The sequence below is a fragment of the Mycobacterium tuberculosis H37Rv genome (genome assembly GCF_000195955.2).
Classification (GTDB): Bacteria; Actinomycetota; Actinomycetes; order Mycobacteriales; family Mycobacteriaceae; genus Mycobacterium; species Mycobacterium tuberculosis.
This window is the reverse complement of record NC_000962.3, coordinates 2,481,844-2,501,640: the sequence shown is the minus strand read 5'-3', so window position 1 is coordinate 2,501,640 and position 19,797 is coordinate 2,481,844. Positions and strand designations below refer to the sequence as shown.

Sequence of the window (19,797 nt, the reverse complement as noted above, 5' to 3'; positions counted from 1 at the left end):
GCGTGCAATCAGGCTGCGTCGTGAAAGATCAGCCCCATGGCATAGCGTTCGCCGGAACGAATAGTCGAAAGCCCATGGCGCACTGGAGATGCCGACCAGCCACGGCTAGTCCGCACCGGCCGATCACGGGTCGTGAACACATAACCATGTCCCTGCGGAAGTTGCATTGCGGTACCCCGGGATTGGGCGCGAGGCCGCTGTTCGACAAGCAGGAACTCGCCGCCGGTGTAGTCGGTTTCCGGATCGCTCAGGTTGATCACCACCTGCAGCGGAAACACCAACTCGCCGTAGAGATCCTGGTGTAGGGCGTTCCAGTCGTTGGTGCCGTACTTCAACATCAGCGCTGTGGATCGGGTTTGGCCGGCGGCATGACAGCTCGCCAACCAGTCATCAAGGCTGTCTGGCCAGGGCGCCTCCCGGCCCAGTTTGGCCCACCAGTTGCGCGCTATCGGCAGCAGTTTGGGATACAGCGCCTGCTTGAGACGCTCGATCACTCGGGATAGGGGGCATGGAAATATCGATACTGCCCGGCGCCGTACCGCTTGGATGCCATATCGACCGTCGAGCGAAACAGGCCGTCGTCGGCGTACAGCTTGCGCAGCCGGGCGGCCTCGCCGGGGGTGATCAGCCGAGGTAGCAGTGCGCCACCGTACTCGCTGACCTCGGCAGCGATGGCGTCCCAGTCGCCGGAGTCGACGCGTTTGTCCCACCGTGTCACCAGTCCACGATAAGGACTGCCCGCCGGATCGGCTGTCCGACTAGCCGTGTCGTCCAGCGGTCACACTGGCCGCGACACCGCCCAGCGGGGTAGCGTGGTCGTCGCGGATGAGTTGGCTGGGCGGCCGCGGCTCGCGTAGGGCTTGTGTGGATTCACGAGGTTCAGCGTCGAGTCGAGGAAAGTCCGGACTTCACAGAGCAGGGTGATTGCTAACGGCAATCCGAGGTGACTCGCGGGAAAGTGCCACAGAAAACAGACCGCCATCCTCGTGGTGGCAAGGGTGAAACGGTGCGGTAAGAGCGCACCAGCATTCCGGGTGACCGGGGTGGCTAGGCAAACCCCACCCGAAGCAAGGCCAAGAAGGCCGCACCGAAAGTGCGGCCGCGCAGGCGCTTGAGGGTTGCTCGCCCGAGCCTGCGGGTAGGCCGCTCGAGGCACCCGGTAACGGTGTGTCCAGATGGATGGTCGCCGCCGTGCCGCCGTTAGCTTGGCTGTGGCGGCGCGGAACAGAATCCGGCTTACAGGCCAACTCGTCCGCCCCTGGCGGGCTCAATCCCGTGCTTTGCGGACCGCCTTGTCGAGTTTGCGCAGCGCGGCTTCAAGCTGCTCCCGGCAGCGCTCGGCCAAGTCGGCTTCCTGTTGGTAGAGCAGACCGTAGGTGAAGGTGTCCTCGCCGGCGGTGTTCGCGGCTATGGCCTGCTGGATCAGATGTTCCCGGCTGACCACGCTGTCTTGATGATCGCCTAGCAACGTCTGGATGACCTTGGCTTCTTGTGACACATTGTCCGCCCCAGTAGCCGCCGCGGTGTAGCGTAATCGCTTCGCGCGCTTGCGGATCAGGTGCAATGCCTCGTCGCGGTGGTGGTCGCCCGCCTGGTCGCCGGCGGTCTTTGCGGCTTTTGCGGCTTTGCGGACTCGCCGGTAGGCCGCATCGATGGTTACCGGTGCCGATTCCTCCCCAGAAGTGGCATGGGCGCGTTCGGACACAAGCGCGTCTAGAGCGTCGAGCAGACGGAAGTACCGCTGCGACCGCAATGCGATCAGTGATCGCCGCAGCCCGGTCTGGTATCGCCGCCGCGCCCCGTCTACCAGGCGCTCGCGCACCCGGCCGCGTACCAGCTCCGGCGCCAGCGCGTCCAGTTCGCGCTGGTAGCGGTCACCGAGTACCTCGGCGTCCCGGGCTACGCCCAGGACATCGGCCAGCTCACGCAGTTCATCGATGACCCACGCACTTTCCTTCAGGCCAAACGACTCCTGGGAATCCGTCAGCAAGCTGCGGATCTTGCGGGTCGTCACTCGCATCTGGTGCACGGCGTCATAGGCGTCGGCCCGCACGGCCCGATCCCACAGCAGCAGCTGCTCGACTTGCTCGGACACCGCGCGGTGTACTGGATCCGCCGGCGGCTGCGGGCCGTTGGGCAGCTCACCGGGAGAGGTCGCACCGAGCACCCGCGCCAGTTTGGAGCCGTGGCCGGCAGGTGCGGCACCGGCATCGAGCAGCCGGTTGGCTAGCCGGTCCAGTAGCTTGGTATCGGCGGTCCCATCCGTGGTGACCAGTTCCAGTTCCCATTCGCGCCACTGCTGTTCGGCAGGGCCGTTGTCCGCTGCACCAGCGGCGTGGAATGCCCCGGCCGACCATGCGGTGACGTCGTCGTTGCAGAATTCCGCCAGCGCGTCGCCCCCGGCGCCGTACAGGATCTGGCTTTCGCGGTGAGTGCTGATCCGCGCGACCGGCTGAACCGGCTGGTCGCGGACGATCGCCAGCACCACATCCAACAACTCGGCCGGCACAGCGTCGCCTGATGCGGACAGCGGTGCTCGCATCTCGGTGCGCTTGTCGGGTCCGGCCGGCAGCTTCAGATGCCAGCCGGCGTCGGCGCCGCCGGTGCGGCGCCGCAAGGTGATCTGGTTGCGCGCCAGGTCGTGCGACGGTGTGTCGAAGTACACCGCGTCGAGCTGCTGGGTCGGCGACTGCTCGACGCGAACCACCGCGGCGATGCCCTCGAACGACGGCGACACCGTCGACTCGATCACGTCGAACTTGCGCTCGACCTCCAGATGGCGCGCTGGTCTGGGCGCCTCTACTGGCATCTTCGCCTCCGGTCATGATGCGTCGCCGCGGTGGTGGTTGGTCGGGGATAGGCATGCATAGAGTGCCACATCAATTGGGCTGTGGCGGATGGTGTTGGGCACATCGAATGTCTGGGCTCACCCCGGGCTCAACCGGCGAACGCGACGCCGATGGGTCCCGCTGGCGCGTCCGCGCCGGCAATCCGGCGTCGACGGCATCCAGGGCGCCACCGCAATGCCCGCGCATCGGGCTGATTCGGCTTGGTCAGAAACTGTGTTCGTCAGCGGGGAATACCCCGCCGGCCACCTCTTGGGCGTATTGCATTGCAGCACGGCGTAGTTCACCACCGACATCGGCATACCGTTTGACGAAGCGGGCGGTCTTGGCGCCGCTGAACCCGGCCATGTCCTGCCATACCAGGACCTGGCCGTCGCAGTTGGGCCCAGCGCCGATCCCGACCGTCGGAATGGTAAGCTTGCCGGTGATCTGGGTGGCCAACTCGGCGGGCACCATCTCCATCACGACGGCAAACGCTCCGGCTTCGGCGACGGCGATCGCGTCGGCGATGGTTTGTTCGGCGGCGTCGCCGCGGCCCTGCACCCGGAAGCCGCCCAAGGTGTTGACGCTTTGCGGGGTGAAGCCGATGTGTGCCATCACCGGGATGCCCGCCGCGGTCAGACAGGCGATTTGCTCGGCCACCCGCTCACCGCCCTCGAGCTTGACCGCATGTGCGCCGCCGTCCTTGAGGAACCGGGTGGCGGCGGCCAACGCGGCGGTGGGCCCCGCCTCGTAGCTGCCGAACGGCAGGTCGGCGACGACCAGTGCGTGCGGGGCACCCCGCACCACGCCACGGACCAGCGGGATCAGCTCGTCGATGGAGATCGGCACGGTGGTGTCGTAGCCGTACACGACGTTGGCCGCCGAATCACCGACCAGCAGCACCGGGATGCCGGCCTCGTCGAAGATCCGGGCCGTCGAATAGTCGTAGGCCGTCAGCATGGCCCACTTGTGGCCGTCGGCCTTCCATCTCTGTAGGTGGTGGGTGCGGATCTTGGTCCGCGGCCCGGAGCCTCCGGGGGTATTGGCCCCATAGATAGTCTGCTCAGACATCACTGTCCCTAATGGTGGTCGGGTCGATCCTCGTGGCCCGTTAGGGTCCCCGGGTTCGTCGGACCCTGACAGTCTGCCACTTCTTCCCCTCAGACGCGCCCGGGGCCCCCATCGGCATACCATCGCGCATGCAGCGGCTCAGTGGCCTGGACGCCAGTTGCTGTGTCTGGAAACGTCCACTCAGCCCATGCATGTTTGCTCGAGCATGGGTTACGCCTTTGACCGGCTGCGTGACGCGTTCTGACTCCAGATCAAGGCGAGGCCGCGGTTTCGGAAAAAGCTTGCCAGCAGTGCGCTGAACCTTGAACCTCACATCGATCGTCACTTGCACGGCATCGGGTTGCCGTCGCCGGGCGGGCGGGCCGAACTCTCGGAGATCTGCGGCCACATCGCGTCGCTGCCGGCGACCGCCGTGGGAGATGGGTTCGTCGAAGGGGTGGACGGCATCGGGGATCGCCCTCGGGCGATGGCCAAGGTGCACCATGCCGGCGTGGACGGGGTGCCAGCGCCAACCTGATGTCGCAGTTGTGCACCGCCGAGGCCGACGCGCCCGTGCCGGATCCGGTCGACGGGTCGGTGTCTTGCCCGGATCTGTTACCGGACGTATGGGGGATGGCCGACGAGTTCGCCATCGGCGATGGCAGGACTGCTGGCAGCGGCCGGTTAGTCGGCCGACGGTGGCCGCTGGCCAGGATCTCGGGTCTGCTCTGGCAGCATTGTGGGCATGAGGCTGTCTCGCCGCGACAAGATCGCGCGCATGCTGTTGATCTGGGCCGCGCTCGCCGCCGTGGCGTTGGTTCTTGTGGGCTGCATCCGCGTGGTCGGGGGACGCGCTCGTATGGCGGAGCCGAAGCTGGGCCAGCCGGTGGAGTGGACACCGTGCCGGTCGTCAAACCCGCAAGTAAAGATCCCCGGCGGCGCGTTATGCGGCAAGCTCGCTGTACCGGTCGACTACGACCGCCCCGATGGTGACGTGGCGGCGCTGGCGCTGATTCGCTTTCCGGCGACGGGAGACAAGATCGGTTCGCTGGTCATAAATCCCGGTGGACCCGGCGAATCCGGTATCGAGGCCGCCTTGGGCGTCTTCCAGACATTGCCGAAGCGGGTGCACGAAAGGTTCGACCTGGTTGGGTTCGACCCCCGCGGGGTGGCGTCGTCCCGGCCGGCGATCTGGTGCAACTCCGATGCCGACAACGACCGGCTGCGGGCCGAGCCGCAGGTTGACTACAGCCGGGAGGGTGTGGCGCACATCGAGAACGAGACCAAGCAATTCGTCGGTCGCTGTGTGGACAAGATGGGCAAGAACTTTCTGGCCCATGTCGGGACGGTCAACGTCGCCAAGGACCTGGATGCCATTCGCGCGGCGTTGGGCGACGACAAGCTGACCTACCTGGGCTACTCGTACGGCACCCGGATCGGCTCCGCGTATGCCGAGGAATTTCCGCAGCGGGTGCGGGCAATGATTCTCGACGGTGCCGTCGACCCCAATGCCGATCCCATCGAGGCGGAGCTGCGCCAGGCCAAGGGCTTCCAGGACGCGTTCAACAACTATGCCGCCGACTGCGCCAAGAACGCGGGCTGCCCGCTGGGCGCCGACCCGGCCAAAGCCGTCGAGGTCTACCACAGCCTGGTCGATCCGTTGGTCGACCCGGACAACCCGAGGATCAGCAGGCCGGCGCGCACGAAGGATCCGCGCGGGCTGAGTTATAGCGACGCCATCGTGGGCACCATTATGGCGCTGTACTCACCGAATCTGTGGCAACACTTGACCGACGGGCTGTCGGAGCTGGTCGACAATCGCGGAGACACCCTGCTGGCTCTGGCCGACATGTACATGCGTCGGGACTCGCACGGCCGCTACAACAATTCCGGTGACGCGCGGGTGGCGATCAATTGCGTCGATCAGCCCCCGGTTACCGATCGCGACAAGGTCATCGACGAAGACCGCCGCGCCCGGGAGATCGCACCGTTCATGAGCTACGGGAAGTTCACCGGTGATGCGCCGCTGGGCACCTGCGCGTTCTGGCCGGTGCCACCCACAAGTCAGCCCCATGCCGTCTCGGCGCCCGGCCTAGTGCCGACGGTGGTGGTATCCACCACCCATGACCCGGCGACGCCGTACAAGGCCGGGGTCGACCTGGCGAACCAGCTTCGCGGTTCGTTGCTGACCTTCGACGGAACCCAGCACACGGTGGTATTCCAGGGCGACAGCTGCATTGACGAGTACGTGACGGCGTATTTAATCGGCGGCACCACGCCGCCCAGCGGCGCCAAGTGCTAGCGGGGCGAAGAAACGAAGGTGTGATCATTTCGCGCCGTCACAGGTATTCGCCGGTGAGACGATGGCGGCCATGTGGCGCCGCAGACCGTTGAGCTCGGCGCTGCTGTCCTTCGGGTTGCTGCTCGGCGGACTGCCCCTAGCAGCGCCCCCGTTGGCCGGCGCGACTGAAGAACCCGGCGCCGGCCAAACCCCGGGTGCGCCGGTCGTGGCGCCGCAACAGAGTTGGAACAGCTGCCGCGAGTTCATCGCCGACACCAGCGAAATTCGCACTGCACGCTGCGCGACGGTGTCCGTCCCCGTCGACTACGACCAACCCGGTGGGACACAAGCGAAGTTGGCGGTGATCCGCGTCCCCGCGACGGGACAGCGATTCGGAGCACTGCTGGTCAATCCTGGGGGACCCGGGGCGTCGGCGGTCGACATGGTCGCCGCTATGGCACCCGCGATCGCCGACACCGACATTCTCCGCCACTTCGACCTGGTGGGCTTCGACCCGAGAGGGGTCGGCCACTCGACCCCTGCGTTGCGGTGTCGCACCGACGCCGAGTTCGACGCGTACCGGCGCGATCCGATGGCCGACTACAGTCCGGCCGGTGTCACCCACGTCGAACAGGTCTACCGGCAGTTGGCCCAGGACTGTGTTGACCGGATGGGCTTCAGCTTCTTGGCCAATATCGGTACCGCGTCCGTCGCACGGGACATGGACATGGTTCGCCAAGCGTTAGGTGACGATCAGATCAACTACCTCGGATACAGCTACGGCACCGAGTTGGGCACCGCTTACCTGGAACGGTTCGGTACTCATGTGCGGGCGATGGTCCTCGACGGCGCTATCGATCCAGCCGTTAGCCCAATCGAGGAAAGCATCAGCCAAATGGCGGGATTTCAGACCGCTTTCAATGACTACGCCGCCGACTGCGCCCGCTCGCCGGCCTGCCCTCTGGGCACCGACTCGGCCCAGTGGGTCAACCGCTACCACGCCCTGGTTGACCCGCTGGTGCAGAAGCCGGGTAAGACGTCGGATCCACGTGGCCTGAGCTACGCCGACGCGACGACGGGCACCATCAACGCGCTGTACAGCCCTCAGCGCTGGAAGTACCTGACCAGTGGTCTGCTGGGGCTGCAGCGCGGCAGCGACGCCGGCGACTTGCTGGTGCTTGCCGACGACTATGACGGCCGGGATGCAGACGGGCACTACAGCAACGACCAGGACGCGTTCAACGCGGTCCGGTGCGTCGATGCGCCCACACCGGCCGATCCAGCGGCCTGGGTGGCCGCCGACCAACGGATCCGTCAGGTCGCCCCGTTCCTTAGCTACGGGCAGTTCACCGGATCCGCCCCCCGCGATCTGTGCGCGCTGTGGCCGGTGCCGGCAACGTCGACGCCGCACCCCGCGGCGCCGGCCGGGGCTGGCAAGGTCGTCGTGGTGTCCACCACCCACGACCCGGCCACTCCGTATCAGTCCGGGGTAGACCTGGCCCGCCAGCTGGGCGCACCGCTGATCACCTTCGACGGCACCCAACACACTGCGGTGTTCGATGGCAACCAGTGTGTGGACTCTGCGGTGATGCACTATTTTCTCGACGGGACCTTGCCGCCGACGAGTCTGCGGTGCGCGCCCTGAACTCACCGCGCACTCCCCTTGCGGGCCGCCCCGCAACGCTTCTGGCCGGGCATCGGTAACACGGTTTTAACAGACAGTGCATACTGTTCGAGGTATGGACCGACAGAAGGAATTCGTTCTTCGTACCCTGGAAGAACGCGACATCCGCTTCGTCCGGCTGTGGTTCACAGACGTGCTCGGTTTCCTCAAGTCGGTCGCCATCGCCCCAGCCGAACTCGAGGGCGCCTTCGAGGAAGGCATCGGCTTCGACGGATCCTCGATCGAGGGCTTTGCGCGGGTCTCGGAATCCGATACGGTGGCGCACCCGGACCCGTCGACCTTCCAGGTGCTGCCCTGGGCCACCAGTTCCGGCCACCACCACTCAGCGCGGATGTTTTGCGACATCACCATGCCGGACGGCTCGCCGTCGTGGGCGGACCCGCGGCACGTGTTGCGGCGGCAGCTGACGAAGGCCGGCGAACTCGGCTTCTCCTGCTACGTGCATCCCGAAATCGAGTTCTTCCTGCTCAAGCCCGGACCCGAGGACGGGTCGGTGCCCGTCCCGGTCGACAACGCCGGCTATTTCGACCAAGCGGTGCACGACTCCGCCTTGAACTTTCGCCGCCACGCGATCGATGCCCTGGAATTCATGGGCATCTCGGTGGAGTTCAGCCATCACGAAGGCGCACCCGGCCAGCAGGAGATCGACCTGCGGTTTGCCGACGCTCTGTCGATGGCTGACAACGTGATGACCTTCCGCTACGTCATCAAAGAAGTCGCGCTGGAAGAGGGCGCCCGGGCGTCGTTCATGCCCAAGCCATTCGGCCAGCACCCGGGCTCGGCGATGCACACCCACATGAGCCTGTTCGAGGGTGATGTCAACGCGTTCCACAGCGCTGATGATCCGCTGCAGCTGTCGGAAGTGGGTAAATCGTTCATCGCCGGGATCCTGGAGCACGCTTGCGAGATCAGCGCGGTCACAAATCAGTGGGTCAACTCTTACAAGCGGCTGGTGCAGGGCGGCGAAGCGCCCACGGCCGCGTCGTGGGGGGCCGCCAACCGATCCGCCCTAGTGCGGGTGCCGATGTACACGCCGCACAAGACCTCGTCGCGGCGGGTCGAAGTACGCAGCCCTGATTCGGCGTGCAATCCCTATCTGACATTCGCCGTGCTGCTGGCCGCGGGATTGCGGGGTGTAGAGAAGGGTTACGTGCTGGGCCCGCAGGCCGAGGACAACGTATGGGACCTCACACCCGAGGAACGCCGAGCGATGGGGTACCGAGAATTGCCGTCCAGTTTGGATAGTGCGCTGCGCGCCATGGAGGCCTCCGAACTCGTCGCGGAGGCCTTGGGGGAGCACGTTTTTGACTTTTTCTTGCGCAACAAGCGCACGGAGTGGGCGAACTACCGCAGCCACGTCACGCCATACGAGCTGCGCACCTACCTGTCGCTGTAGCCCAGATCTACCGGTTGATCCGACGCCGACGCGCTTTGCGCTACCGTCGTGGTCGTGACCAAACTCGCCACGCAGCGGCCGAAGTTGCCCAGCGTTGGCCGGCTCGGATTAGTTGACCCCCCTGCTGGTGAGCGTCTGGCTCAGCTGGGGTGGGATCGGCACGAGGATCAGGCGCACGTCGACCTGCTGTGGTCGCTGTCACGCGCTCCGGACGCCGATGCCGCGCTGCGCGCCTTGATCCGGCTGTCGGAGAATCCAGACACCGGATGGGACGAGCTCAACGCGGCTCTGCTGCGCGAACGCAGTCTGCGCGGGCGGCTGTTCTCGGTGCTGGGCTCGTCGCTGGCGTTGGGCGATCACCTGGTCGCCCATCCGCAGTCCTGGAAATTGCTGCGGGGCAAGGTCACACTGCCGTCCCATGACCAGCTGCAGCGGTCGTTCGTCGAGTGCGTCGAGGAATCGGAGGGTATGCCGGGCTCGCTCGTGCACCGATTGCGAACCCAGTACCGCGACTACGTGCTAATGCTGGCCGCTCTCGACCTGGCCGCGACGGTCGAGGACGAACCGGTGCTGCCATTCACCGTGGTGGCCGCACGCCTGGCGGACGCCGCGGACGCCGCTCTGGCGGCGGCGCTGCGCGTGGCCGAGGCGAGCGTGTGCGGCGAGCACCCGCCACCGCGCCTGGCGGTCATCGCGATGGGCAAGTGCGGTGCGCGCGAACTGAACTACGTCAGCGACGTCGATGTCATATTCGTTGCCGAGCGCTCCGACCCGCGCAACGCGCGCGTGGCCAGCGAGATGATGCGGGTGGCCTCGGCGGCCTTTTTCGAGGTGGACGCCGCCCTGCGTCCGGAGGGGCGCAACGGGGAGCTGGTCCGTACGCTCGAGTCGCACATCGCCTACTACCAGCGCTGGGCCAAGACCTGGGAGTTTCAGGCGTTGCTGAAAGCACGGCCAGTCGTTGGCGACGCGGAACTTGGCGAGCGTTACCTGACCGCCTTGATGCCGATGGTGTGGCGAGCCTGCGAGCGCGAAGACTTTGTGGTCGAGGTGCAGGCCATGCGGCGGCGGGTGGAGCAGCTGGTGCCCGCCGATGTCCGCGGCCGCGAGCTCAAACTCGGCAGCGGCGGATTGCGCGACGTGGAGTTCGCCGTACAGCTACTGCAGCTGGTTCATGCCCGTAGCGACGAGTCGTTACGGGTGGCGTCCACGGTGGACGCATTGGCGGCGTTGGGCGAAGGCGGCTACATCGGGCGTGAGGACGCGGCGAACATGACCGCGTCGTATGAGTTCCTCAGGCTGCTCGAGCACCGACTGCAGTTGCAGCGGCTCAAGCGCACCCACCTGCTTCCCGATCCCGAAGACGAGGAGGCAGTGCGCTGGCTGGCGCGCGCGGCCCACATCCGGCCCGATGGCCGAAACGATGCGGCCGGGGTGCTGCGGGAGGAACTCAAGAAGCAGAACGTGCGGGTGTCGAAGTTACACACCAAACTCTTCTATCAACCGCTGCTGGAATCGATCGGCCCGACCGGGTTGGAGATCGCCCACGGCATGACGTTGGAGGCCGCGGGGCGCCGGCTGGCCGCGCTGGGCTACGAGGGACCGCAGACCGCGTTGAAACACATGTCGGCGTTGGTCAATCAAAGCGGCCGGCGCGGACGGGTGCAGTCGGTGCTGCTGCCCAGGCTGCTGGACTGGATGTCGTATGCCCCCGATCCCGACGGCGGACTGCTGGCCTACCGGCGGCTCAGTGAGGCGCTGGCCACCGAAAGCTGGTACCTGGCCACGCTGCGGGACAAGCCCGCGGTGGCCAAGCGGCTCATGCATGTCTTGGGTACCTCGGCGTATGTGCCGGATCTGTTGATGCGCGCGCCGCGGGTCATCCAGCAGTACGAGGACGGGCCTGCGGGCCCGAAGCTGCTCGAGACCGAGCCCGCCGCCGTGGCTCGGGCGCTGATCGCCTCGGCGAGCCGCTACCCCGACCCGGAGCGGGCCATCGCCGGCGCGCGCACGCTGCGTCGTCGAGAGCTGGCCCGCATCGGTTCGGCGGACCTGCTCGGCCTGCTCGAGGTCACCGAGGTGTGCCGGGCGTTGACGTCGGTGTGGGTGGCGGTGCTGCAGGCCGCGCTGGACGTCATGATCCGGGCCAGCCTTCCCGACGACGATCGCGCCCCGGCGGCCATCGCGGTCATCGGCATGGGTCGGCTGGGTGGTGCCGAGTTGGGCTACGGGTCGGATGCCGACGTGATGTTCGTCTGTGAGCCGGCCACCGGCGTCGACGATGCACGGGCGGTGAAATGGTCGACATCGATCGCCGAGCGGGTTCGGGCGCTGCTGGGGACACCCAGCGTCGATCCGCCGCTGGAGCTCGACGCCAATTTGCGACCCGAGGGCCGCAACGGTCCGCTGGTCCGCACCCTGGGGTCCTACGCCGCATACTACGAGCAGTGGGCACAGCCATGGGAGATCCAGGCCCTGCTACGCGCACACGCGGTTGCCGGCGATGCCGAGTTGGGTCAGCGATTCCTACGGATGGTCGACAAAACGCGGTATCCGCCCGACGGTGTGTCCGCTGACTCGGTGCGCGAGATTCGCCGCATCAAGGCCCGTATCGAGTCCGAGCGGTTGCCGCGCGGTGCCGACCCCAACACACACACCAAACTGGGCCGCGGCGGACTGGCCGACATCGAATGGACCGTGCAGTTGCTGCAGCTACAGCATGCGCACCAGGTTCCCGCCCTGCACAACACCTCGACGCTGCAATCCCTGGATGTCATCGCGGCCGCCGATCTGGTTCCCGCAGCCGACGTGGAGCTGCTCCGTCAGGCCTGGCTGACCGCCACCCGGGCCCGCAACGCGCTGGTGTTGGTGCGCGGCAAGCCCACCGACCAGCTGCCGGGACCCGGGCGCCAGCTCAATGCGGTCGCGGTCGCGGCCGGCTGGCGAAACGACGACGGTGGGGAATTCCTGGACAACTACCTACGGGTGACGCGGCGGGCAAAGGCGGTAGTGCGCAAAGTGTTCGGGAGTTGACTGCCCCGTTGGTCAGCGTGGACGCCCGCCCGCACGACGAATCCCCGACACTTAACCTGAACCGGCCGCGACGACACGCCTGGGCGACGACGTGGCTTGAGTTTCGGCGCATGTGAAAGACAACCCGCTCGGCGGTCGGGAGATGATTGCCAAGCGGGTTGTGGCACCCGGCTGAAACGTCCTTGAACGTTCTTAAACGGGCTCTTCGCAGCGGTGGTCGGCGCGCCGTTGCCGGCCACCGTCACCCATCGAAAAACCTCGACGCCCGCCCTGGCAACGACACGCCGCTCCCTCTACACCCGGACTGCGAAGAGTCCTTAAACGTCGTAGTACAGCGCGAATTCGTAGGGATGCGGCCGGATGTTGACCGGCTCGATCTCGTTTTCGCGCTTGAAACTGATCCACGTCTCGATCAGGTCGTTTGTGAACACCCCTCCTTCGGTGAGGTATTCGTGGTCGGCCTCGAGACGGTCGATCACATCTGACAGCTGGGTCGGAGTCTGCGGGATACTCGCGGCCTCTTCCGGCGGCAGCTCGTAGAGATCCTTGTCGACGGGCGCCTGCGGCTCGATCTTGTTCTTGATACCGTCCAGGCCTGCCATCAGCATGGCCGAGAACGCCAGATACGGGTTGCCCGACGAGTCGGGGCTTCGGAACTCCAGCCGCTTGGCCTTCGGGTTGCTGCCGGTGATCGGGATGCGCACGCATGCCGACCGGTTGCGCTGGCTATAGACCAGGTTGATCGGGGCCTCGTAACCGGGAACCAGCCGCTTGTAGGAGTTCACCGTCGGGTTGGTGAAGGCCAGCAGCGACGGCGCGTGGTGTAACAGGCCGCCGATGTAATGACGGGCCGTGTCCGACAGACCGGCATAACCCGTCTCGTCGTACATCAGCGGGGCCCCGTCCTTCCACAGCGACTGATGACAGTGCATGCCGGACCCGTTGTCGCCGAACAGCGGCTTGGGCATGAACGTGACCGTTTTGCCGTTCTGCCAGGCGGTGTTCTTGATGATGTACTTGTACAACTGCATGTCGTCGGCGGCGTGCAGCAGCGAATTGAACTGGTAGTTGATCTCGGCCTGTCCGCCGCTGCCCACCTCGTGGTGGCCCTTCTCCAGGATGAAGCCGGAGTTGATCAGGTTGGTCAGCATCTTGTCGCGCAGGTCGACGTATTGGTCGTTGGGGGCCACTGGGAAATACCCGCCCTTGTGGCGGACCTTGTAGCCCCGGTTGGGACTGCCGTCGGCCTCGGTCGCCGCGCCGGTGTTCCACCACCCCGAGATGGCGTCCACCTCGTAGAAGGAGCCGTTGGCGCGCGAGTCGAAGCTCACCGAATCGAAAATGTAGAACTCGGCCTCGGCGCCGAAGTATGCGGTGTCGGCGATGCCAGTGCTGATCAGGTAGTTCTCGGCCTTGCGGGCGATGTTGCGCGGGTCGCGGGAGTACGGCTCCAGGGTGAACGGGTCGTGCACAAAGAAGTTGATATTCAGCGTCTTGGCCGCGCGGAACGGGTCGATGCGCGCCGTCTCGGGATCGGGAAGAAGCAACATGTCGGATTCGTGGATCGACTGGAACCCGCGAATCGACGAGCCGTCAAAGGCCAAGCCGTCGTCAAACACGCTCTTGTCAAAGGCCGAAGCCGGAATCGTGAAGTGCTGCATGATGCCAGGCAGGTCACAGAACCGGACGTCGACATATTCGACCTTCTCGTCCTTGGCAAGTTTGAAGACGTCGTCGGGCGTCTTTTCCGTCACAGAATGCTCCTTTACTGTATCCGCGGCCGACGCTATGGAGCCGATATTGCCCGTCAGTCAACCCCGTGTTGCGCAGACGTTACTGACCGTGCCGCCCACCACTGACGCCGGGTCTCCCCGGCCCTATTGTGGGGCCATGGTCGGCAAGATCGTAACCGGTGGCATGCCGAACGGGAACCTGGTTATCGGGTCTGCCCGATGACGGCGAAATCGCCGCCCGACTATCCCGGCAAGACGCTGGGCTTGCCGGACACCGGACCGGGTTCGCTGGCTCCGATGGGGCGCCGGCTGGCGGCTCTGCTGATCGACTGGCTGATCGCCTACGGTCTGGCGTTGCTGGGCGTGGAATTCGGTGTTTGGTCGACCCCGATGCTGTCGACGGTTGTCCTGGTGATTTGGCTGCTGCTCGGGGTGGCGGCGGTCCGCTTGTTCGGATTCACACCCGGGCAGTTGATGCTGGGTCTGGTCGTGGTGGCAGTGGGTGGCCGGCGGCCGGTGGGGATCGGCCGTCTGGTGGTGCGTGGCCTGCTGATCGGGCTGGTGGTTCCGCCGCTGTTCACCGACTCGGACGGGCGTGGGCTGCACGATCGGCTCACTGCTACGGCGGTGGTGCGACGCTGAGCCGCGTTACTTACGGCGGACCGTGCGCTGGACGCTGCGCATCTTGGCCGTGGTGGGTAGCGGTCCCTTGGGCATGACGCCCGCACCGGCACGCGAACCCAGCGCCGCCAGTCGCGACTCCACCGTGTCCATCTGCTTGACCGTGATGTTGGCCGGAAGGCGGGTGAGGTGGCGCTCCAACTTGGCCAGCGGAACCTCGCCATCGCCGTTGCCGACGATAATGTCGTAGATCGGCACGTCCCCGACCAGTCGCGCGGTGCGCTTTTTCTCCTGAGCCAGCAGTGGTTTGACGCGGGCCGCTGATCCCTCGCCGACGAAGATGACACCGGGCCGGCCGATCACCCGGTGCACGGCGTCGAGGTTGCCGGTGGCGGCCACCCCGGGCGTCACCCGCCACTTGCCCCGCAGGTTGTCCAGCGCCCAGGCGGCTGCGCCGGTTTGGCCTTCGGCTTTGCGGTAAACCGTTCGCTGGGCTCGCCGGCCGAAGATGACGAACGCCACCAGTGCACCCAGCAGCACCCCCAGCGGGATCATCGTGAACATGGTGAACCCGCCAGCCCACACCCCGACCCCCACCGATGCGCCCACGATCAGCAAGAAAGCACCAATCATGTACGGCAGCAGGCGCTTATCCTCCTTGCGCTGCAGGGTGAACGCTTGCCACAGCTGAGCGCGGCGCTGGCGGGCGGCAGCCTTACGAGCAGCGTTTGCCTGAGCTTTGGCGGCCTTGCTTTCAGCGGCATTTCGGGGTTTCGCCATAATCGTCCAGAATACGTAAACGCTGGCTAGCGGGATGCCAAGGCCCGTGAGTTACGTGCCTGTTCGTAGAGCCGGCCCGCCCGATATGACGACCTAACCAGGGGTCCCGCCAATACCCCGGCGAAGCCCAGCCCTTCGGCGAATCGCGCGAACTGGACGAACTCCTCGGGCTTCACCCAGCGCTCGACCGGATGGTGGCGCGCCGACGGCCGCAGGTATTGGGTGATGGTAACGATGTCGCAGCCGGCGTCGCGCAGATCGCCCAGGGCGGTGCGCACCTCGTCGGAGGTTTCGCCCAGGCCGAGGATGAGGTTGCTCTTGGTGACCAGGCCGGCGTCGCGCGCAGCGGTAAGCACACCCAGGCTGCGCCGGTACGTGAACGCCGGCCGGATCCGCTTGAAGATACGGGGCACGGTTTCGACATTGTGTGCCAGGACTTCCGGGCCGGACTCGAAGACCTCGGCCAGCCGGGTTGGTTCGCCGTTGAAGTCGGGAATCAGCAGTTCGACGCCGGTCGACGGATTGAGTTCCTTGATGGCGCGCACGGTCGCGGCGTACAGCCAGGCCCCGCCGTCAGGCAGGTCGTCGCGAGCCACGCCGGTGACGGTGGCATAGCGCAGGCCCATCGTGCGCACGCTGTCGGCGACTCGGCGTGGCTCGTCGCGGTCCAGCTCGGCGGGCTTTCCGGTGTCGATCTGGCAGAAATCGCATCGGCGGGTGCACTGGTCACCGCCGATCAGGAAGGTGGCTTCTCGGTCCTCCCAGCATTCGAAGATGTTGGGGCAGCCGGCCTCCTCGCAGACCGTGTGCAGCCCCTCGCGGCGGACCAGGTTCTTCAGCTCGGTGTACTCCGGCCCGATGCGGGCTCGTGTCTTGATCCACGGCGGTTTGCGCTCGATTGGGGTCTGCGCGTTGCGCACCTCCAGGCGTAACAGGCGCCGGCCCTCGGCAGCGACACTCATAACGGCGATGGTACGGCGTGTGAGGGCACGCGGTCACCGACCGGTAGGACGCCGTCCAGAGCGGCGCAGACAGCGGCGGCGACCGTCGCGCGGACCTCGTCGACGGTGACCGTACGGCCGAGTTCGGCGGACAGCGATGTCACTGCGGCGTCACTGATTCCGCATGGCACGATGGCGGTGAAGGCAGCCAAATCACAATCGCAGTTGAGCGCAAACCCGTGCAGTGTCGTCGCCCGCGACACCCGGACACCGATGGCCGCGACCTTGCGCGCCGGCCTGCCGGGCAGCCAGACCCCGGACCGGCCGTCGACGCGGCCGGCGTGCAGGCCCAGATCGGCGCAGACTTGGATCAGCGATTCTTCAAGGCGCCGAACGTAATTGACCACGTCGAGGGGTTCGGCCAGCCCGATGATCGGGTAGCCGACCAATTGCCCCGGACCGTGCCAGGTGATCTTGCCGCCGCGGTCGGTGTCGACGACCGGAGTGCCGTCAATGGGTCGCTCGTGTGTCTCGGTACGCCGTCCGGCGGTGTAGACCGCGGGGTGTTCCAACAGCAGCAGCGTGTCGGCGCCGCCGGCGACCCGGGCGTCGGCTAGCTCTCGCTGTAGCTGCCACGCGGTCCGGTAGTCGACGGTCCCCAGCTGGCGGACGTCGATCGCGGACAGCTTCGACCGGATAGAACCCGTCACGATAGCTAGGCTACTCGGCCGCCAGCGCACGGCTGGGCAGACGGGGTCAAGCCTAGCCGGGCCGGGTGGTGGCGTAGCCGAGCGCCTCGCCAATGGTGTTGTGGTGGAACTGAAATCCGGCTCGCTCCAGCGCGGAGGGGATGGCGCGCTGACCAATGAGCAACCCCTCGTCGGCGAACTCACCAAACGCCGCGCGTACCGCGACGCTAGGCAACATCAGCGGGGTAGGGCGGTTGACGGCGCGGCCAAACGCGGTGGTGAATTCGGCGTTGGTAACGGGGGCCGGCCCGGTCAAGTTCACCGGGCCGGACAGGTTGGGCTGCGCGATAGCGAACTGCAGCGCCCGCACCTCGTCCTCCAGGCTGATCCATGACATATATTGCCGGCCGCTGCCCAGCCGCGCGCCCAGGCCCACCGAAAACAGTGGCCGCATGCGTCGCAGCATGCCCCCCGCCGGAGACAGCACCACTCCGGTCCGGGCCAGCACCACGCGGGCACCGCTCTGCTGCGCCGGCCGCGTGGCGGTTTCCCAGTCAACGCACAGCTGGGCCAGAAAACCTGTTCCCGCCGAGTCGTTTTCGTCGACCACCCGGTCCTTGGTGTTTCCGTAGTAGCCCACCGCGCTGGCGTTGATCAAGGTAGCGACGCCGGCGTCGGCGACTGCGGCGGATAGCACCTCGGTGGGTGTGATCCGGCTGTCGCGCAGGCTCTGTTTGAAAGCCCCCGACCACCGACGCTGGGCGATGTTGACGCCGCAGAGGTTGACCACGGCGTCGACATCGGTGAGCGCGTGCGGATCGAATTCGCCGCTTTCGGGATTCCAGTGCAGTTCTTCGGAATTCGCAGGTGCCCGGCGCACGATCCGCAGCACCGTGTGGTCGGCCGCGCGCAGCGCCGCGGTCAGGGCAGAGCCGATCAAGCCAGACGAACCCGCGATCGCGACAACGGCGTTGGCCATCACAGTCCTAAATCGGCCTCGAACGCTCCCTCTTCGAGGCGGTGCTTGATCGTGGTGAGGAAACGTCCGGCGTCGGCGCCGTCGATGAGCCGATGGTCATAGGTCAACGGGAGGTAGCAGACCGAGCGCACCCCGATCGACTCGTTGCCGCTGGCATCGACGACCACCCGCGGCCGCTTGACGATCGCCCCGGTGCCCAGCATGGCGGCCTGCGGCGGAACCAGGATCGGGGTGTCGAACAACGCGCCCTGGCTACCGATGTTGGTGATGGTGAAGGTGCCGCCGGACAACTCGTCGGGTTTCAGGTTGCCCGACCGGGCACGGGCCGCGATATCGGCGATCGCCCGCGCCAGACCGGCCAGTGACAGATCGCCGGCGTCGTGGATGACCGGGGAGAGCAGGCCCTGCTCGGTGTCGACAGCGAATCCTAGGTGCTCGGCGTCGTAGTAGGTGATCTCCTTGGTGTCCTCGTTGTAGCTAGCGTTGATGTTCGGGTGAATCTTGAGGGCATCGATCACGGCCTTGGCGAAGAACGGCAGGAAGGTCAGGTTCACGCCCTCACGCTCGGCGAACGCCGCCTTGGCCCGGGCCCGTAGCCCCACGATCTTGGTCATGTCGACCTCATGGGTTTGTGTCAGCTGTGCCGTTGCCTGCAAAGATTCGCGGGTCTTGTTGGCGGTGATCTGACGAATCCGGCTGGCCTTCTGGGTGGTGCCCCGTAGATGTGCCAACGCCGGCGCAGGGGCAGGCGGCGCTTTCGGGGCCGGCGCGGCGGCGGCCTGGGCGGCCGGCGCCGGTGCTTTCGCCCGCTTCTTTTGCTCAGCCGCGGCCAGCACATCCTGTTTGCGGATGCGACCACCCACTCCGGTGCCGGTCACCCCGGCGAGGTCGATGTTGTTTTCCGACGCCAGCTTTCGCACCAGCGGCGTCACGTACGGTGCGCCCTCGGCCGCACCGGCTGGCTGGGCCGCCGGCGGCGATGGTGCGGGTTCGGCCTTCGGCGTCGGCGCTGGCTCGGGGACGGGCTTGGGTGCGGGCTTGGGGGCGGGCGCGGCGCCGATGTCGGCAGCGACACCGATCCGGGCCAACTCGCCGCCGACGGGCACCGTGGCGTCCTCGTCGGCGCTGATACTGACCAAGACCCCAGCCACCGGGGACGGGATCTCGGTGTCCACCTTGTCGGTGGACACCTCCACGAGTGGCTCGTCAACCTGAACCGAATCCCCGATCTTCTTCAGCCAACGAATGACGGTCCCCTCGGTCACCGATTCGCCGAGCTCGGGCATCAGCACCGGCTTGGCATCGCCACCAGCAGGCGCTCCGGACGTCGGTTGGACCGGTGGTGGTTCGGGTGCCGGCTTGGACTCGGGTTGGGCCGCAGGGACTTTCTCGGGTGCCGGGGCCGCGGCCTCGCCGGCATCCTTGGCGTCGCCAATGACAGCGAGCTCGCCGCCGACCTCGACCGTGTCATCCTCCTGGGCGATGATCTTGGTCAGCACACCCGCGGCCGGCGAGGGGATTTCGGTGTCGACCTTGTCGGTCGACACCTCCACGAGGGGCTCGTCGAGTTCGACCGTGTCGCCTTCCTGTTTGAGCCAGCGGGTAACCGTCCCCTCGGTGACGCTCTCACCGAGTGCCGGCATCTGGACGGAGAAGGCCATTTCTGTTGACTCCTCGATCGATCGTCGGTCGGCGCAGGTCCACCTCTGGCCTATCACACGGTCGCGCACCGGGTGCGGAACCCAGGTGGATGTCGAAACCTATCCTGTCACTGCGCCCGGA

Annotated in this window: 15 protein-coding genes, 1 other RNA gene and 1 other annotated feature; of the genes, 7 read left to right on the top strand and 9 right to left on the bottom strand. The window is 66.4% G+C overall.

Annotated elements, in window-relative coordinates:
* Positions 1-8: 8 nt before the first annotated feature.
* Positions 9-710, bottom strand: coding sequence for a hypothetical protein (locus tag Rv2227; RefSeq protein NP_216743.1), 702 nt, complete (start codon positions 708-710; stop codon positions 9-11).
* Positions 711-889: 179 nt separating this feature from the next.
* On the opposite strand from Rv2227, the gene rnpB reads away from it, so the two are divergent.
* Positions 890-1,196, top strand: an RNA gene (rnpB, locus tag Rvns01) — Ribonuclease P RNA.
* A gap of 71 nt (positions 1,197-1,267) precedes the next feature.
* Here the strand turns inward: rnpB and Rv2226 are convergent.
* Positions 1,268-2,809, bottom strand: a complete 1,542-nt coding sequence (locus Rv2226) for a hypothetical protein (RefSeq protein NP_216742.1) — start codon at positions 2,807-2,809, stop codon at positions 1,268-1,270.
* 244 nt (positions 2,810-3,053) lie between these two features.
* Positions 3,054-3,899, bottom strand: a complete 846-nt coding sequence (panB, locus tag Rv2225; RefSeq protein NP_216741.1) for a 3-methyl-2-oxobutanoate hydroxymethyltransferase — start codon at positions 3,897-3,899, stop codon at positions 3,054-3,056.
* A 295-nt stretch (positions 3,900-4,194) separates the two neighbouring features.
* Here panB and Rv2224d point away from each other — a divergent pair, with 295 nt between their 5' ends.
* The 5 genes from Rv2224d (at position 4,195) to glnE (ending at position 12,272) form a co-directional block, all read left to right on the top strand.
* Positions 4,195-4,416 (top strand): hypothetical protein, encoded by a 222-nt coding sequence (locus Rv2224d; RefSeq protein YP_009030036.1) that lies wholly within the window; start codon positions 4,195-4,197, stop codon positions 4,414-4,416.
* Positions 4,417-4,617: 201 nt separating this feature from the next.
* Positions 4,618-6,180, top strand: a complete 1,563-nt coding sequence (gene caeA / locus Rv2224c) for a carboxylesterase A (protein NP_216740.1) — start codon at positions 4,618-4,620, stop codon at positions 6,178-6,180.
* Between the two features lie 61 nt (positions 6,181-6,241).
* Complete coding sequence (locus Rv2223c) at positions 6,242-7,804, top strand: carboxylesterase B (protein NP_216739.1); 1,563 nt, start codon at positions 6,242-6,244, stop codon at positions 7,802-7,804.
* Between the two features lie 18 nt (positions 7,805-7,822).
* Positions 7,823-7,840 (bottom strand) — a repeat region (18 bp inverted repeat between 3' end of MTCY427.04c and 5' end of MTCY427.03c).
* A 58-nt stretch (positions 7,841-7,898) separates the two neighbouring features.
* Positions 7,899-9,239, top strand: a complete 1,341-nt coding sequence (gene glnA2 / locus Rv2222c; RefSeq protein NP_216738.1) for a glutamine synthetase — start codon at positions 7,899-7,901, stop codon at positions 9,237-9,239.
* Between the two features lie 48 nt (positions 9,240-9,287).
* Positions 9,288-12,272, top strand: a complete 2,985-nt coding sequence (gene glnE / locus Rv2221c; protein NP_216737.1) for a [glutamate--ammonia-ligase] adenylyltransferase — start codon at positions 9,288-9,290, stop codon at positions 12,270-12,272.
* A gap of 317 nt (positions 12,273-12,589) precedes the next feature.
* Here glnE and glnA1 read toward each other — a convergent pair whose 3' ends face one another.
* A complete protein-coding gene (gene glnA1, locus Rv2220) occupies positions 12,590-14,026 on the bottom strand; it encodes a glutamine synthetase (protein NP_216736.1) in 1,437 nt (478 codons plus the stop codon).
* A 198-nt stretch (positions 14,027-14,224) separates the two neighbouring features.
* Between glnA1 and Rv2219A the strand changes: the two genes are divergently transcribed.
* Positions 14,225-14,647 (top strand): membrane protein, encoded by a 423-nt coding sequence (locus Rv2219A; RefSeq protein YP_177661.1) that lies wholly within the window; start codon positions 14,225-14,227, stop codon positions 14,645-14,647.
* A gap of 6 nt (positions 14,648-14,653) precedes the next feature.
* Here Rv2219A and Rv2219 read toward each other — a convergent pair whose 3' ends face one another.
* Genes Rv2219 through dlaT form a run of 5 tightly spaced genes read right to left on the bottom strand, consistent with a single transcriptional unit; the run spans position 14,654 to position 19,676 of the window.
* A complete protein-coding gene (locus Rv2219; protein ID NP_216735.1) occupies positions 14,654-15,406 on the bottom strand; it encodes a transmembrane protein in 753 nt (250 codons plus the stop codon).
* A gap of 26 nt (positions 15,407-15,432) precedes the next feature.
* A complete protein-coding gene (gene lipA, locus Rv2218) occupies positions 15,433-16,368 on the bottom strand; it encodes a lipoyl synthase (protein NP_216734.1) in 936 nt (311 codons plus the stop codon).
* A complete protein-coding gene (gene lipB, locus Rv2217; protein ID NP_216733.1) occupies positions 16,365-17,057 on the bottom strand; it encodes an octanoyltransferase in 693 nt (230 codons plus the stop codon). Before lipB ends, lipA begins: the two co-directional genes overlap by 4 nt.
* Before the next feature lie 52 nt (positions 17,058-17,109).
* The gene (locus Rv2216) at positions 17,110-18,015 is read right to left on the bottom strand and encodes an epimerase family protein (protein NP_216732.1); all 906 of its coding nucleotides are present in this window, start codon (positions 18,013-18,015) and stop codon (positions 17,110-17,112) included.
* On the bottom strand, positions 18,015-19,676 hold the full coding sequence (gene dlaT / locus Rv2215) for a pyruvate dehydrogenase E2 component dihydrolipoamide acyltransferase (RefSeq protein ID NP_216731.1): 1,662 nt from the start codon (positions 19,674-19,676) through the stop codon (positions 18,015-18,017). The genes Rv2216 and dlaT overlap by 1 nt, the downstream gene beginning before the upstream one ends.
* Between the last annotated feature and the right edge of the window lie 121 nt (positions 19,677-19,797).